This window comes from Pseudomonas sp. SM4, from assembly GCF_051913165.1.
GTDB lineage: Bacteria > Pseudomonadota > Gammaproteobacteria > Pseudomonadales > Pseudomonadaceae > Aquipseudomonas.
Map to the genome: position 1 here is coordinate 62,193 of NZ_JBODOE010000018.1, position 16,493 is coordinate 78,685.

The following is a 16,493-nucleotide window of genomic DNA, read 5'->3' on the forward strand; positions in this document are numbered from 1 at the left end:
TGAGGGGATTTATCCCCGATGGGGTGCGCAGCGCCCCCAAGAATCTTAAAAGCGACGACTGCTGCGCAGCCGATCGGGGATAAATCCCCTCGCCACAGGGGGTTGTGTTCGCTTCTACAATCCGCCTGTTGCCTGAAAACTCACGCCGATCACGGTAAGAAGCGACAACGGCAACAACAGCGTATCCAACAACGCACTGCCCGGCAGATCCACCCCCGGATAGCTCGGCGCCGCAGCCCCGAAACGATCCATCGCGCAGCACCCGCCATTCAACGCATACAAGTCCAGCCGCGTCCCGGAGTACACCACTGGCGCCCCCGGCTTGGCCGCGTCCAACGTGCGCGCCGTGGCGCACCCGTTCAGCAACAACGCCAGCCCGATGACCAGCAGCTTATTCATCGCTGCTCAAGTGATGCTCACCCCACCGCGGCAGCATGTCCTGCGGAATGCCCAGCAGATTGAGAATCCGCGCCACGACGAAATCGATCAAATCATCGATGGTCTGCGGCTGGTGATAGAAACCCGGCGACGCCGGCAGAATGGTCACGCCCATGTTCGACAGCTTGAGCATGTGCTCCAGGTGAATGCTCGAATACGGCGCTTCACGCGGCACCAGAATCAACTGGCGGCGCTCCTTCAACGTCACATCAGCAGCGCGTTCGATCAGGTTGTTGCAAGCGCCCGTGGCAATCGCCGACAACGTTCCGGTGGAACATGGCACCACGACCATCGCCGCCGGTGCGCCGGAGCCCGAAGCCACCGGCGACATCCAGTCTTCCTTGCCGTACACGCGGATCTGCCCGGCGGCAGCCCCGGTGTATTCGGTGAGGAACGCCTGCATCATCTGCGGTTTGGGCGGCAGGGTCACATCGGTCTCAGTGGCCATAACCAATTGCGCAGCCTTGGAGATCAGAAAGTGCACTTCGCGATCTTCGCGCACCAGACAATCCAGCAGGCGCAAACCATACTGCGCGCCGGACGCACCCGTCATCGCCAGCGTGATGCGTTCCGGGCCATTGCTCTCAAAACGAGTGTTCATTGCAGCGCCTCGGCGAGTTTGCCGTGCAGGCCGCCGAAGCCGCCGTTGCTCATGATCACCACGTGAGTGCCGGGCTGGGCCTGGCTCTTCACGCGTTCGATGATGCCTTCCAGTGAATCGCTGACAATCGACGGCACCGTGCACAACGCGGCAGTGCCGGCCAGATCCCAGCCCAGGTTGGCCGGGGCGTACCAGATCACCTGATCGGCATCGACCACGCTGGCCGGCAAGCCGTCACGGTGGGCGCCGAGCTTCATCGAGTTGGAGCGCGGTTCGATGATCGCGATCAGCGGCGCGTCGCCGATGCGTTTGCGCAGGCCATCGAGGGTGGTGGCAATGGCGGTCGGGTGGTGGGCGAAGTCGTCGTAAATGGTGATGCCGCGCACTTCGGCGACTTTCTCCATCCGGCGTTTGACGTTCTTGAACGCGCTCAACCCGGCGATACCCATCGATGGCACCACGCCAACATGCCGCGCCGCTGCCAAAGCCGCCAAGGCGTTGGCAACGTTGTGCTGGCCGGTCAGCTCCCACTCGACGGTGCCTTGCGACACGCCTTCGAACATCACTTCGAACGCCGAGCCGTCTTCGCTCAGCAGTTTGACCTGCCACTGACCGCCGGCACCGGTGGTTTGCACCGGGGTCCAGCAGCCCATTTCGATCACACGCTGCAAGGCCGGCTCGGTGGTCGGATGGATGACCAGGCCTTCGCTCGGAATGGTGCGTACCAAGTGATGGAATTGCCGCTCGATCGCCGGCAGATCCGGGAAGATGTCGGCGTGATCGAACTCAAGATTGTTGAGGATCGCGGTGCGCGGACGGTAGTGAACGAACTTCGAGCGCTTGTCGAAGAAGGCGCTGTCGTATTCGTCGGCCTCGATCACGAAGAACGGCGTGCCGCCCAGTCGCGCCGACACCGAGAAATTCTGCGGCACGCCACCAATCAGGAAGCCCGGGCTCATGCCAGCATGTTCCAGCACCCAGGCGAGCATGCTGCTGGTGGTGGTTTTGCCGTGAGTGCCGGCAACCGCCAGCACCCAGCGACCTTGCAGCACGTGGTCGGCCAGCCACTGCGGGCCGGAGACGTACGGCAGGCCTTTGTTCAGCACATATTCCACCGCCGGGTTGCCGCGCGACATGGCGTTGCCGATCACCACCAGATCCGGCGCCGGATCGAGCTGCGCCGGGTCGTAGCCTTGCGTCAGTTGAATGCCTTGGGCTTCAAGCTGCGTGCTCATTGGCGGATAGACGTTGGCGTCGGAGCCGGTCACGTGATGGCCCAGCTCTTTGGCCAACACCGCCATCGAGCCCATGAAAGTCCCGCAGATACCCAGAATATGAATGTGCATAGTCGACCTCGTAAAACATGGCCGCAGGTTAGCGTAGGGAGGGGGAAATCGCACTCTTTAGCTGATGCCCCCACCTACACCACCACACAGGTAAGAGCTGACGAGTGCAACGAGGCTGCGATCTTTTGACCTTAAAAAAAACAAGATCAAAAGATCGCAGCGTGCCGCAGCTCCTACAGGGGGATTCAGGCAGTTCGGGCGATGCCGTGTTTGCGCAGCTTTCTGTAGAGGGTGTTGCGGCTCACGCCAAGTTGCTCAGCGGTGTGGGTCATGTGCCAGCGCGTGCGCTCCAGTGTATTAAGCAAAGCCAATCGTTCGGCATCCTCGAGAGGTTGCTCGCAGGGAATGGACTCCACCGCTGCCGGGCGCACCTGCCGAATCATCGCCGGTAAATCCTCGATGCCGATCCGCCCTTCATCACACAATGCCGCCAAAGTGCGCAGCACATTGCGTAACTGCCGCACATTCCCCGGCCAGTTGAACGCCAGCAGCGCCTGACGCGCCGACTCTTCGATGATGATCGTATCGCCGCCCGCCTCTTCGGCCAGCAAAAAATCCAGCAACTGCGACTTATCACTGCGCTCGCGTAATGCAGGCAACGCCACCTCCAGCCCATTCAAGCGGTAATACAGATCCTCACGAAAGCTGCCGTCGGCAACTCGCTCCAGCAGGTTGCGGTGCGTGGCGCTGATGATCCGCACGTTGACCGACTCCGGCTCACCGCCGATCGGCACCACTTGCCGATCCTCCAGCACCCGCAACAAGCGCGTCTGCAAAGCCAACGGCATGTCGCCGATTTCATCGAGGAACAACGTACCGCCATCGGCCTGCTGCAACTTGCCGCGCATGCCGTCCTTGCGTGCGCCGGTGAAACTGCCGCCGCGATACCCGAACAGTTCGCTCTCGATCAGGCTCTCCGGGATCGCCGCGCAGTTGAGGGCGACGAAGGCTTTACTCGAACGCTGACTGGCCTGATGCACGGCCTTGGCGAAAGCTTCTTTGCCGGAGCCGGTTTCGCCGTTGATCAGCAGCGGCACATCGCGTTCAAAAACACGCAGCGATTTGCGGAAGTCCGCCTGCAACGCCTCATCACCGAGACAGATGCCCGACAGCCGCGGAGCCTCAGCCACCATTGGCGCGGGCATGCTCGGCGTCGGTTTACGCGACTCACCGCGCAGCACCGCAAACAGATGGCGACCATCACGGGTGCGCAGCGGCCAACTGGCGCTGGCATTCGCGCTGGCGCGACCGAGCAGCTCATCCAGTGAACAATCGAAAAACGCCTCGACCGGTTTCCCCAGCAAACCACCGCGAATATGCCCGAGCAGGTTCAGTGCGCTCTGATTGACCGCACTGATCCGCCCTTCGCCGTCAAACGCCAGCAGCCCCTCGCTGAACAACCCGACAGACTCGGCCTGCAAGTGGAAACGCAGCAACCATTGGTTATCGAAACAGCGCAGGAAATAGCAGCTCTCAATCATCTTCGCCGACAGATTGACCAGCGCCATGGTGTGGAACTGGCTCTGCCGCGAGACATCGTGGCGGGCCGAGGACACGTCGAGTACCGCCAGCAATTCACCATGCGGGTCGAACACCGGGCTCGCCGAACAGGTCAACCCGGTGTGGCGCCCGCGAAAGTGTTCGTCCTGATGAATGGTCAGCGCCTGACGTTCGACCAGGCAGGTGCCGATGCCGTTGGTGCCTTCGCAGGCCTCGCTCCAGTCCGCTCCGAGCCAGAGGCCGGCGCGTTCGAAAATCTTGCGTTCGGCGGGCGCGGTGACGCAGTTGAGGATCACCCCGCGCGCATCGGTCAGCAGCACCGCATGGCCGGCGCCGGAAAGTTGTTGATGGAGGCTGCTCATTTCATTGCCGGCGATCTGCAGCACTTGTTGCAGACGTTCGCGGCTTTCGAGGACGCGGCCATGTTCGAGCACGGTCGGCGCCATGCTCAGCGCCGGGTCGAGATGATAGTCCTCAAGACAGCGCAGCCACGACCGGGCAATCGAAGGATCAGCACCGGGCCCGTGCAGGTGCGGTTTGCCCTGGCTGACGGTGAGAACCTGCTGGGCATGGCGACTCAAATGATTGTCGTGCATTTCTTATTGTTCTCCATATTCCCCGTGTAGGAGCTGCCGAAGGCTGCGATCTTTTGATCTTGTATTTTTGAAGATCAAGATCAAAAGATCGCAGCCTTCGGCAGCTCCTACAGGGGTTGCTGTTGGCTGAGCATCCTCCAGCTCAAGCACCATTGCAATGCTGGCAAGACTGCCCGGTCACACGCTGTGCCAAAAGCGGTACAAACTGTCACCCCACCTGTACCGATACCGTCACAGGGGCAATCCGCTCGTCCGACAAAAACCACGCAACACCTTGATTTGCCTGACCTGCACGGCAGTGGCCCGACCTTTGCTCTACGCTTATAGCAAGCGCACTTGCGCGTTTCTCTAATAAGTACAAAGCCAAGGAGAACATCATCATGCGTTACGCTCACCCCGGTACTGAAGGCGCCAAAGTCTCGTTCAAGAGCAAGTACGGTAACTACATCGGCGGCGAGTTCGTCGCACCTGTCAAAGGTCAGTACTTCACCAACACCTCGCCAGTGAATGGCCAGCCGATTGCCGAATTCCCGCGCTCCACTGCCGAAGACATCGACAAGGCACTGGACGCCGCTCACGCCGCTGCCGATGCCTGGGGTTCCACTTCCGTGCAGGCGCGCTCGCTGATCTTGCTGAAAATCGCCGACCGCATCGAACAAAACCTCGAACTGCTGGCGATCACCGAAACCTGGGACAACGGCAAAGCCATCCGCGAAACCCTCAACGCCGACATCCCGCTGGCTGCCGACCATTTCCGCTACTTCGCTGGCTGCCTGCGCGCCCAGGAAGGCAGCGCGGCCGAAATCGACGGCAACACTGTGGCCTATCACATTCATGAACCGCTGGGCGTGGTCGGCCAGATCATCCCGTGGAACTTCCCGATTCTGATGGCCGCGTGGAAACTTGCGCCAGCCTTGGCAGCAGGTAACTGCGTCGTGCTCAAACCAGCTGAGCAAACCCCGCTGGGCATCACCGTGCTGCTGGAACTGATTGGCGACCTGCTGCCACCGGGCGTGCTGAACATTGTTCAGGGCTATGGCAAAGAAGCCGGCGAAGCACTGGCCACCAGCAAACGCATCGCCAAGATCGCCTTCACCGGCTCGACCCCGGTGGGCTCGCACATCATGAAATGTGCGGCCGAGAACATCATTCCGTCCACCGTGGAACTGGGCGGCAAATCGCCGAACATCTTCTTCGAAGACATCATGCAGGCCGAGCCGACCTTCATTGAAAAAGCCGCTGAAGGCCTGGTGCTGGCGTTCTTCAACCAGGGTGAAGTCTGCACCTGCCCATCGCGTGCACTGGTGCAGGAGTCGATTTACGACGAGTTCATGGCCGTGGTGATGAAGAAAGTCCTGCAAATCAAACGCGGCGATCCGCTGGACACCGACACCATGGTTGGCGCACAGGCGTCCGAGCAGCAATTCGACAAGATTCTTTCGTATCTGGAAATTGCCAAGGGCGAAGGCGCCGAACTGTTGACCGGCGGCAAGGTGGAAAAACTCGAGGGCAATCTGTCGACCGGCTATTACATCCAGCCGACCCTGCTCAAGGGCACCAACAAAATGCGCGTGTTCCAGGAAGAAATCTTCGGGCCGGTGGTGAGCATCACCACGTTCAAGGATGAAGCCGAAGCACTGGCGATTGCCAACGACACCGAGTTCGGCCTCGGCGCCGGCCTGTGGACCCGCGACATCAACCGCGCCTACCGCATGGGCCGTGCGATCAAGGCCGGTCGCGTGTGGACCAACTGCTACCACCTGTACCCGGCGCATGCTGCGTTTGGCGGTTACAAGAAGTCCGGCGTGGGGCGTGAGACGCACAAGATGATGCTCGATCACTATCAGCAGACCAAAAACCTGCTGGTGAGCTACGACATCAATCCGTTGGGCTTCTTCTAAAACCTGAGGGCGACACGGATATTCCTGTGTCGCCCTCTCAATTGCTATCGCGAGCAGGCTCACTCCTACATTTGCACCGCATTCCTACTGTAGGAGTGAGCCTGCTCGCGATCAGCATCCTGAATGACACAACACAAAAGGTCTGGCCGCTCTGGCACGGCCCTTGCGTACCCGTCATTCAGGTTTTGCACTGAAATCGCCGCTGCGTGAACAGCACCCATCCACCCAACCGCCACACCCGCAAGTCCAAAAAATCGAACAATAAAAAAGACAGCGAGGACTTATGACTTCAACCACACAGCTCAAACCCACACTCGGCACCCTGCACCTCTGGGGCATTGCCGTCGGCCTGGTGATTTCCGGCGAATACTTCGGCTGGAGTTACGGCTGGGGCACCGCCGGCACTCTGGGTTTTCTGGTCACGGCCCTGATGGTCGCGACGATGTACACCTGCTTCATCTTCAGCTTTACCGAATTGACCACCGCCATCCCACACGCCGGCGGGCCGTTTGCCTACAGCCGTCGGGCGTTCGGCGAGAAAGGCGGATTGATCGCCGGTATCGCCACGCTGATCGAGTTCGTCTTCGCGCCACCGGCCATTGCCATGGCCATCGGCGCTTATCTGAATGTGCAGTATCCGGAGCTTGATCCGAAGATCGCCGCCGTCGGTGCGTATTTCGTCTTCATGACCTTAAACATCCTCGGCGTCAGCATCGCCGCGACTTTCGAACTGGTGGTCACTGTGCTCGCCGTCGCCGAGTTGCTGGTGTTCATGGGCGTGGTCGCGCCGGGTTTCAGCTTCAGCAATTTCGTGCTGAATGGCTGGTCGGGCTCCAATGAGTTCACCGTGGCCTCAATCCCGGGCATTTTTGCCGCGATACCCTTTGCGATCTGGTTCTTCCTCGCCATCGAAGGCGCGGCCATGGCGGCCGAAGAGGCCAAAGACCCGAAACGCACGATTCCCAAGGCTTACGTCAGCGGCATTCTGACCTTGGTGTTTCTGGCCATCGGCGTGATGGTCATGGCCGGCGGCGTTGGCGACTGGCGTCAGCTGTCAAACATCAACGATCCGCTGCCGCAGGCGATGAAAGCCGTGGTCGGCAATAACTCGACGTGGATGCACATGCTGGTGTGGATCGGCCTGTTCGGGTTGGTGGCGAGTTTTCACGGGATCATCCTCGGTTACTCGCGGCAGTTCTTCGCCCTCGCCCGCGCAGGTTATCTGCCTAAGGGGCTGGCCAAACTCTCGCGCTTCCAGACCCCGCACCGGGCGATTCTGGCCGGTGGCGTGATCGGCATTGCGGCAATCTACAGCGACGGTCTGGTCAATCTGCAAGGCATGACCCTGACGGCGGCGATGATCACCATGTCGGTGTTCGGCGCCATCGTGATGTACATCATCAGCATGCTCAGCCTGTTCAAACTGCGCAAAACCGAGCCGAACCTGGAACGCACCTTCCGCGCGCCGGGCTATCCGGTGGTGCCGGCGATCGCGCTGTTTCTGGCGGTGGTGTGTCTGGTGGCGATGGCGTGGTTCAACACGCTGATCGGCTGTGTATTCCTCGGTTTCATGGCTGCCGGTTACCTGTATTTCCAGCTGACCGCCAAGCAACGCGCCGATGCACCGGCAGACGCTATGCTCGAAGGTATCTGACTGCCATATAAAAGTGCACAGCACCCATCCAGGCACTGTGCTGGAACCCTGTAGGAGCTGCCGAAGGCTGCGATCTTTTGATCTTGCTGTTAAGAAGATCAAGGTCAAAAGATCGCAGCCTGCGGCAGCTCCTACAGGGGGTTTATCGTTTACAGGAGGATATTGTGGCCGCATTCGCCCATTCCGTCGGCGCCCAGACCTATCGCTTCGACAGCCTCAAAGAGGTCATGGCCAAGGCCAGCCCCGCGCGTTCCGGGGATTTTCTCGCCGGCGTCGCTGCGCTCAACGACGGCGAGCGCGTCGCCGCGCAAATGGCGCTGGCCGACATCACGCTTACGCATTTCCTGCAGGAAGCGCTGATCCCTTACGAGTCCGATGAAGTCACTCGACTGATCATCGATACCCACGACAAACAAGCCTTTGCCGTGGTCAGCCACCTCACCGTCGGCGGTTTCCGTGACTGGCTGCTCAGCGACGCCGCCGATGAAACCAGCCTGCGCAACCTCGCCCCCGGCCTGACCCCGGAAATGGTCGCCGCCGTGTCGAAGATCATGCGTGTGCAGGATCTGGTCCTGGTGGCGCAGAAGATTCGCGTCGTCACCAAGTTCCGCGGCACCCTCGGCCTACGCGGGCGCCTGTCGACGCGCCTGCAACCGAATCACCCGACTGACGAACCGTCCGGCATCGCCGCGAGCATTCTCGACGGCCTGCTCTACGGCAATGGCGACGCAATGATCGGCATCAACCCGGCCACCGACAGCATCGCTTCGATCTGCGCGATGCTGGAGATGCTCGACGCGATCATCCAGCGCTACGACATTCCGACCCAGGCCTGCGTGCTGACCCACGTCACCACCTCCATCGAGGCGATCAACCGTGGCGTGCCACTGGATCTGGTGTTCCAGTCGATTGCTGGCACCGAGGCGGCCAACGCCAGCTTCGGCATCAACCTCAACGTGTTGCAGGAAGGCTATGACGCCGGCCTGAGCCTGAATCGCGGCACCCTCGGGCAAAATCTGATGTATTTCGAAACCGGTCAGGGCAGCGCTCTGTCGGCCAACGCCCACCACGGTGTCGATCAACAGACCTGCGAAACCCGAGCCTACGCCGTGGCGCGGCATTTCAAACCGTTTCTGGTGAATACCGTCGTCGGATTTATCGGCCCGGAATACCTCTACAACGGCAAACAGATTATCCGTGCCGGCCTTGAAGACCACTTTTGCGGCAAGCTGCTCGGCGTGCCGATGGGCTGTGACATCTGCTACACCAACCACGCCGAAGCCGATCAGGATGATATGGACACCCTGCTGACCCTCTTGGGTGTCGCCGGGATCAACTTCATCATGGGCATCCCCGGCTCCGACGACATCATGCTCAATTACCAGACCACCTCGTTCCACGATGCGCTCTACGCCCGGCAGACCCTGGGGCTGAAACCGGCACCGGAGTTCGAACAGTGGCTGGCCAACATGGGCATCTTCACGCAAGCGGATGGCAAGGTTCGCTTTGGCAACAACCTGCCGCCGGCCTTCCGCCAAGCGCTGGCACAACTGGGATGAGTCACATGGAAAAACCGCCCATCGACCCGCAAAACCCATGGCTGGAGCTACGCCGCCTGACTCCGGCGCGGATCGCCCTCGGCCGCACCGGCACCAGCCTGCCAACCAGCGCCCAACTGGACTTTCAGTTTGCCCACGCCCAGGCGCGCGATGCGGTGCACCTGCCCTTCGATCATGCCGGGCTCAGTGCGCAACTGAGTGAACGTGGGCGCGAGAGCTTGCTGCTGCACAGCGCCGCCGTGGATCGAAACAGCTACCTGCAACGCCCGGATCTGGGACGCAAACTGAGCGATGACTCGGCGCAAAGCCTGCGTGATTACGCGGCGGCGCATCCGGGTGGCGTGGATCTGGCCATTGTCGTGGCGGATGGTTTATCGGCGCTGGCAGTGCATCGCCACACGTTGCCGTTTCTCACCCGCCTGGAGGAGCAGATGAGCGGCGATGACTGGTCGATCGCGCCCGTCGTGCTGGTGGAACAGGGCCGCGTTGCCGTCGGCGATGAAATCGGCCAATTGCTCGGTGCAAAAATGCTGGTGATGCTGATCGGCGAGCGTCCAGGCCTGAGTTCACCGGACAGTCTGGGTTTATATTTCACCTACAATCCAAAGATCGGGCTGACCGATGCCTATCGCAACTGCATTTCCAATGTGCGGCTGGAAGGTTTGAGCTACGGCATGGCCGCGCATCGCTTGTTGTACCTGATGCGCGAAGCCTGTCGGCGTCAGCTGTCGGGGGTCAATCTGAAGGACGAAGCACAGGTGCAGACACTGGAGTCGGACACAGGGAAGGATATAAAAGGAAACTTCCTACTCGATCCGCCCACAACCTGAACCGTTTCCGCATTGCGTTTCTGCGCCGGTTTCAGGCAGGATCGATGCACGGCCGCCAGGGTTTCCCATCGCCGTCAGAGCAGTTGAAGACAGCCACTTGAAGACGAGACCTATCATGCGGATTATTCAAGCGACCCTCGAACATCTGGATTTGTTGACTCCGTTGTTCGTCAAATATCGCGAGTTCTACGGTTCCCTGCCTTACCCGGATTCCTCCCGCGCGTTTCTCGAAAAACGCCTGCGCCGCAAGGAGTCTGTGATCTATCTGGCCCTGGCCGACGATGACGACAAGAAACTGATGGGTTTCTGTCAGCTTTATCCGAGCTTCTCCTCGCTGTCACTCAAGCGCGTCTGGATCCTCAACGACATCTATGTCGCCGAAGACGCCCGCCGCCAACTGGTCGCCGACAACCTGATCCGCACTGCGAAGAAAATGGCCAAGGAAACCCAGGCCGTGCGCATGCGCGTCTCCACCAGCAGCAACAACGAAGTCGCGCAGAAAACCTACGAATCCATCGGATTCAAGCAAGACACCGAGTTCAAGAACTACGTATTGCCGATCAGCGACGAGCTCTGACAGCAAAAGATCGCAGCCTGCAGGAGTTGCCGAAGGCTGCGATCTTTTCGCCTTACCCATCCCTCCTGTGTCCCTGACAAATTTTCACGCCCGACATCCCTCGCTACAAAACCAACACGCTTTTCAACTCTCAGACCGTATAATCGCGATCTTTCCGGCTTGTAAGAAAAACTACACCTCACTGTAGGCTTACACCCGATTCACCCGCACAGACCCGCTGAGTCGGGCCGACACACAGGTGCCTCCATGGATTTCAACCCGCTCGACCTTATCCTGCATCTCGATGTTTACCTCGACATGCTGGTAACCAACTACGGGCCATGGATCTACGCCATTCTGTTTTTGGTGATCTTCTGCGAAACCGGACTGGTGGTGATGCCGTTCCTGCCGGGTGATTCGCTGTTGTTCATCGCCGGCGCCGTAGCGGCGGGTGGCGGAATGGACCCGGTACTACTCGGTGGTCTGCTGATGCTCGCGGCGATACTCGGTGACAGCACCAACTACGTGATCGGACGAACGGCCGGGGAAAAACTCTTCAGCAACCCGAACTCGAAAATCTTCCGCCGCGATTACCTGCAGAAGACTCACGATTTCTATGACAAGCACGGCGGCAAAACCGTAACGCTGGCGCGCTTCCTGCCGATCATTCGTACCTTCGCACCGTTCGTCGCTGGTGTGGCAAGAATGCCGTACCCGCGCTTCTTTGGTTTCAGCGTGCTCGGCACCATTCTCTGGGTCGGCGGCCTGGTGACGTTGGGCTACTTCTTCGGCAACGTTCCGTTCATCAAGAAAAACCTGTCGTTGCTGGTTGTGGCGATCATCCTGCTGTCGCTGGTGCCGATGATCCTTGGCGTGGTTCGCAGCCGTTTCAGCGGCAGCAAAGCCGAATCGCACTAAGCCCATGTGGTCGCTGAGCGCCTGGCGACGCCGGCGCATTCTGGCGAAGCACCCGATTGCCGACGATATGTGGCAACGGGTGCGCGATCACCTGAGCTTTCTTGACGGCATCACCGCCGCGCAAGACCAATGGCTGCGCGAAGCGTGCGTGCTGTTCCTCGAAGAAAAACATCTGACCGCCCTGCCCGGCGTCGAGCTGCATCAGGAGCAACGCCTGTTGCTCGCCGCTCAGGCGCAATTGCCACTGCTCAACCTCGGTGATTTGAACTGGTATCAGGGTTTCCACGAAATCGTCCTCTACCCCGATGACTTCCTCAGCCCGCAGCGTCACCGCGATGCCAGCGGTGTCGAGCATGAGTGGGATGGCGAGCACAGTGGCGAGGCCTGGCAACAAGGGCCGATCATCCTCGCCTGGCCGGGCGTGATGGCCAGTGGTGGCTGGGAAGGTTACAACCTGGTGATCCACGAACTGGCGCACAAGCTCGACATGCTCAACGGCGACGCCAACGGCCTGCCGCCGCTGCACGCCGACATGCGCGTCAGCGACTGGGCCGAGGTCATGCAGGCCGCTTATGACGATCTTGATGGCCAGCTTGAGCGTAACCCCGATGCCGAAACGGCCATAGATCCTTACGCCGCCGAAAACCCGGCGGAATTCTTTGCGGTCACCAGCGAATACTTCTTCAGCGCTCCGGATCTGCTGCACGAGGCTTATCCACAGGTCTATGCGCAACTGCAGCTTTTCTACCGTCAGGATCCGTTGGGCAGGTTGCGGCAACTTCAGGCCAGCGACCCGGTCTATCAGGCGCACGACTAAGCGCTGCACGACTTCTGGTACGTGGCGTCGGCGTAGGAATATGCCTATAATCGCCGCCACTTTTTGGTCAATCCGGCCAAGTGTTTTTGGTCAACTACGGGGGCAACGCCCAATGAGCTACAGCAAGATTCCGGCTGGCAAAGACCTGCCGAACGACATCTACGTCGCGATCGAGATCCCGGCCAACCACGCGCCGATCAAATACGAAATCGACAAAGACAGCGATTGCCTGTTCGTTGACCGTTTCATGGCCACCCCAATGTTCTACCCGGCCAACTACGGTTACATCCCGAACACCCTGGCTGACGACGGTGATCCCCTCGACGTGCTGGTTGTAACCCCTTACCCGGTTGCGCCAGGCTCGGTGATCCGCGCGCGTCCAGTCGGCATCCTGAACATGACCGACGACGGCGGCGGCGATGCCAAAGTCATCGCAGTCCCACACGACAAGCTGTCCCAGCTGTACGTCGACGTGAAGGAATACACTGACCTGCCGCCACTGCTGATCCAGCAGATCGAGCACTTCTTCGCGAACTACAAAGATCTCGAAAAAGGCAAATGGGTCAAGATCGAAGGCTGGGCCGGTGCTGACGCCGCCCGCGACGCGATCACCAAGTCGGTTGCTGCCTACAAGGGTTAATTACTCTGAGCCGCAGTCCGCTTGAAGAAAACCCCGGTCGATCCGGGGTTTTTTATGCTCGGGAAAGGTCGTCTTAAACAAGGTGTTTACGACGGACTACAGAAAAGTTTTAACCTGTGTAATTTCCCACAAGAACGTCTTACATCCCGTCGCAAAATTCAGCCCGTTTTTGAACGCCCGGTTTATTCAAACCGCTCTGGCACGGCCGTAGACTCCGTGTTTATGAGAAAGAACACTAGCGGTCCAAGATTCAGGGCACTCCTGGAAGCAGCGAACATCTCGACCACGGGTTTCGCAAAGTTCTGGGGCACGGAAGCCCAAAATGTCCACAACTGGTACACCCGGGGCGTCCCGGCGTATCGCATGGAAGAAGTCTCACGCCTGCTGTCCGTCAACAGCGAATGGCTGAAAACCGGCGAAGGCAACAAAGAAGCGCCGAGCCTGAACGCGCCTGCCAGCAACGGCGACACCTTCGACGCCCACGCCATCCGTGGCGTCTACACCGTCATCGATCCCAACGACATCAATCTGCTGTTCTTCAAGGAAACGCCGCTCACCGACGGCTCCGGCAAAACCCACGTCATCCAGGACCCGGACCAATCCATCCGCCTGCTGCGCAACCACCTCGATCAACTCGAAGTCAGACACACCGACGCCATCTGCGCGCACATGATCGGCAACAGCATGGCCGAACGCATCGAAGACGGTTCCGTCGTCGCCATCGACCGTGGCCTGACCCAAGTCGTCGACGGCGAAATCTACGCCATCGAACACGACGGCATGCTGCGCATCAAATACCTGCACCGCATGCCCGGCAACGGCTTACGGCTGCGCAGCCACAACAACGCCGAATACCCGGACGAAGTGTTCCGCCCGGCGCAGATCGAGGAGCAAAGGATTCATATATTGGGCTGGGTGTTCTGGTGGTCGACCGCGGGCAAACGCCGGCCGGTGGTGCCGTTCCTCTGATCTGACGGCCAGCACCTCCCCCTGTAGGAGTGAGCCTGCTCGCGATGAGGCCCTGAAAAACAGTACAAATCCCCAATTTCTACTGCAGCAGTCGCTCTAAACCGCACTTCAGACTGGGAATTCACAGCAAAACTCAGTATCCTGCGCCCCACATTTGCGCATCGACCCGCCCCGCGGCTCAGAGAGCGCCCGACGCGGCAGACCAACGTCTGACCAAGTCCCACAGCCGGACGCAGATCCGGATGTACGTTTTGAAGGCTGGCAAGGCTTACCAAAAATAGGCCAAGCCAGTCCCCGAGAAGCCGGCCACAAGCCGGCTTTTTAATGCCTGCAAAAAAACACGTTTACCTTGGCGAGCTTGACTCAACACTTGCCAACCCTAACCCCCTCAGTGCTAAATCCTGCCCAACACCCAACCCCTCTGTTTTTACCCGCATCCCCGACCCCGGCCGGATTCCGGTATTGAGCCTCACGGGAATCCATGGAATGGCCCTGCATATCCCGACCCTGCTGGTCGTTTCGGTCTTCGTCTTCTTTTTGATGGGGCTGTTGACGCTGCACGCCTGGTATCGCGAAACCCGCGAGCCGCCGCTGGCCTACCTCGGCAGCATGATGCTGTTGGGCGCGCTGGGGGTGGTGCTGGTGAGTTGGCGGGATCGCGGGGTGGATTTCGTTCCGATCATCTTCGGCAACATTGTGCTGTTACTCAGCGCCGCGATGAACTGGACGGCCATGCGCACGCTGACCGGTCGCAAACCGTATCTGCCGGGCATTTTGGCGGGTTCTGTGGTCTGGCTGCTGTTGTGCCTGATACCCGCCTTTTACGACTCGATGGCGAATCGAGTACTGATCTACTCGCTCCTGGCATTCGGTTATGGCGTGCTGACGACATTGGAACTCTGGCGCAACCGTCACAGCCTGGACGTCGCGTTCATGCCGGCGTTGGTGCTGACCGTTTTGCACACCCTTTTCTATGCGGTGCGCAGCGCGACCGATGACGGGCTGCCGGTGAACAAGGCGTTGCTGGGCAGTGGCGAAGGCGTGCCGTTTTTCTCATTCATGCTGTTCGAGTCGATGTTGTATGTCATCGGCATTGCCTACATCACCTTGGCGATGGTCAAGGAACGCGCCGAACTCAAGCTCAAGGCCGCGGCATTCAGCGATCCGTTGACCGGCATCGGCAATCGTCGCGCGTTCATGCAGCACGCCAGTCACTTGCTGGACAGCTGTCAGCAGCGGGCCGAACCGGCGGCGTTACTCCTTTGCGATCTGGATCACTTCAAGCGTTTGAACGACACCTACGGCCATCCGGTCGGCGATCAAGCGTTGATCGCGTTCAGCGAAGTCCTGACGGAAAGCGTGCGCAAAGAGGATGTATTCGGGCGCATCGGTGGCGAGGAGTTTGCCTGCCTGCTCTGCGCATGCGATGAGCCGACTGCACTGGAGACTGCCGAGCGAATCCGTCACTCCTTCGCCCGACTCTCCATTCTGGAACCGGGGCTGCTCAGCGTCAGTATCGGCGTGGTCACTACCCGTGAATCGGGTTACGACCTGTCGCGTCTGCTTTCAGAGGCGGATCAGGCGCTGTACGGCGCCAAGCATCAGGGACGCAACCGGGTTCAGACGTTGCGCTCGTTGTATCTGGGTCTGGCGTAAAAACCCTTTAAGGTAGCCGTCCAACGCAGTTAGCCGGGCTATAAAACCGAGAAACGCCCCACAAGGAAGTTAGAAATTGATTCCCCACACGCTGAACTCACAGCTGAAATCCGTTGCCGCAACAACCCTGTGCCTCTGCTTGATCGGGTGTGTCGGAGTAGGCATCTCCCTGCCCGAAAAAGTCACACTGAAAACCGACGCCTACAGAGCGCAAAGTTACCGCTCAATCACCCCACAAATCACCCGAACAGCAACATCGACGCCCACCCGCGAATGGTGCGGAATCACTGTCTGGGCGCTGGTGATTCCGGTGCCGTTGAAACTGCCGGTCTGCCACTCGTACTCCGAGCAATCCTTCGGCAGTGACGAGTTCGGGAGGGAGACCGTTCTGCTCAACACCCGACAATCAGTGCCATCCCCGCTCTACGCCTGTGGCCCACTCATGGTGCTGGGGCCGATCGTTCACGGTTACGAAGGTAATGCGCTGTGCGGTGTTTTTCCTGACTGATCCA

The 16,493-nt window shown here is 59.7% G+C and carries 15 protein-coding genes; 11 read left to right on the forward strand and 4 right to left on the reverse strand.

Going from position 1 to position 16,493, the window contains the following annotated elements:
- Nucleotides 1-114 precede the first annotated feature (114 nt).
- The 4 genes from ACQ4MY_RS26445 to ACQ4MY_RS26460 form a co-directional block, all read right to left on the reverse strand.
- Complete coding sequence (locus tag ACQ4MY_RS26445) at nt 115-399, reverse strand: YceK/YidQ family lipoprotein (protein WP_008083664.1); 285 nt, start codon at nt 397-399, stop codon at nt 115-117.
- A complete protein-coding gene (gene ubiX / locus ACQ4MY_RS26450) occupies nt 392-1,039 on the reverse strand; it encodes a flavin prenyltransferase UbiX (RefSeq protein WP_007909567.1) in 648 nt (215 codons plus the stop codon). The genes ACQ4MY_RS26445 and ubiX overlap by 8 nt, the downstream gene beginning before the upstream one ends.
- Nucleotides 1,036-2,385 carry a UDP-N-acetylmuramate:L-alanyl-gamma-D-glutamyl-meso-diaminopimelate ligase gene (gene mpl, locus ACQ4MY_RS26455; RefSeq protein ID WP_008083666.1) on the reverse strand — a complete coding sequence of 450 codons (1,350 nt, stop codon included), beginning with the start codon at nt 2,383-2,385 and terminating at the stop codon, nt 1,036-1,038. Before mpl ends, ubiX begins: the two co-directional genes overlap by 4 nt.
- Before the next feature lie 185 nt (nt 2,386-2,570).
- The gene (locus ACQ4MY_RS26460; protein WP_440096973.1) at nt 2,571-4,481 is read right to left on the reverse strand and encodes a sigma-54-dependent Fis family transcriptional regulator; all 1,911 of its coding nucleotides are present in this window, start codon (nt 4,479-4,481) and stop codon (nt 2,571-2,573) included.
- Between the two features lie 380 nt (nt 4,482-4,861).
- Between ACQ4MY_RS26460 and exaC the strand changes: the two genes are divergently transcribed.
- From exaC to ACQ4MY_RS26515, 11 genes are all read left to right on the forward strand, one after another.
- Complete coding sequence (gene exaC, locus ACQ4MY_RS26465; protein WP_008083670.1) at nt 4,862-6,382, forward strand: acetaldehyde dehydrogenase ExaC; 1,521 nt, start codon at nt 4,862-4,864, stop codon at nt 6,380-6,382.
- Between the two features lie 283 nt (nt 6,383-6,665).
- Nucleotides 6,666-8,036 carry an ethanolamine permease gene (gene eat, locus ACQ4MY_RS26470; protein WP_008083672.1) on the forward strand — a complete coding sequence of 457 codons (1,371 nt, stop codon included), beginning with the start codon at nt 6,666-6,668 and terminating at the stop codon, nt 8,034-8,036.
- A gap of 164 nt (nt 8,037-8,200) precedes the next feature.
- A complete protein-coding gene (locus tag ACQ4MY_RS26475; RefSeq protein ID WP_440096974.1) occupies nt 8,201-9,595 on the forward strand; it encodes an ethanolamine ammonia-lyase subunit EutB in 1,395 nt (464 codons plus the stop codon).
- A complete protein-coding gene (gene eutC, locus ACQ4MY_RS26480; protein ID WP_440096975.1) occupies nt 9,592-10,425 on the forward strand; it encodes an ethanolamine ammonia-lyase subunit EutC in 834 nt (277 codons plus the stop codon). The genes ACQ4MY_RS26475 and eutC overlap by 4 nt, the downstream gene beginning before the upstream one ends.
- Nucleotides 10,426-10,540: 115 nt before the next feature.
- Nucleotides 10,541-11,002, forward strand: coding sequence for a GNAT family N-acetyltransferase (locus ACQ4MY_RS26485; RefSeq protein ID WP_440096976.1), 462 nt, complete (start codon nt 10,541-10,543; stop codon nt 11,000-11,002).
- A gap of 246 nt (nt 11,003-11,248) precedes the next feature.
- The gene (locus ACQ4MY_RS26490; protein ID WP_008081798.1) at nt 11,249-11,899 is read left to right on the forward strand and encodes a DedA family protein; all 651 of its coding nucleotides are present in this window, start codon (nt 11,249-11,251) and stop codon (nt 11,897-11,899) included.
- A gap of 4 nt (nt 11,900-11,903) precedes the next feature.
- Nucleotides 11,904-12,716, forward strand: a complete 813-nt coding sequence (locus ACQ4MY_RS26495; RefSeq protein WP_008081800.1) for a zinc-dependent peptidase — start codon at nt 11,904-11,906, stop codon at nt 12,714-12,716.
- A 112-nt stretch (nt 12,717-12,828) separates the two neighbouring features.
- On the forward strand, nt 12,829-13,356 hold the full coding sequence (ppa, locus tag ACQ4MY_RS26500; RefSeq protein WP_008052339.1) for an inorganic diphosphatase: 528 nt from the start codon (nt 12,829-12,831) through the stop codon (nt 13,354-13,356).
- Between the two features lie 222 nt (nt 13,357-13,578).
- On the forward strand, nt 13,579-14,325 hold the full coding sequence (locus ACQ4MY_RS26505) for a S24 family peptidase (protein WP_158834283.1): 747 nt from the start codon (nt 13,579-13,581) through the stop codon (nt 14,323-14,325).
- A gap of 486 nt (nt 14,326-14,811) precedes the next feature.
- Entirely contained in the window at nt 14,812-15,981 is a 1,170-nt protein-coding gene (locus ACQ4MY_RS26510) for a GGDEF domain-containing protein (RefSeq protein WP_440096977.1), read from the forward strand.
- Nucleotides 15,982-16,057: 76 nt separating this feature from the next.
- A complete protein-coding gene (locus tag ACQ4MY_RS26515; RefSeq protein WP_440096978.1) occupies nt 16,058-16,489 on the forward strand; it encodes a hypothetical protein in 432 nt (143 codons plus the stop codon).
- The last annotated feature ends 4 nt before the right edge of the window (nt 16,490-16,493 follow it).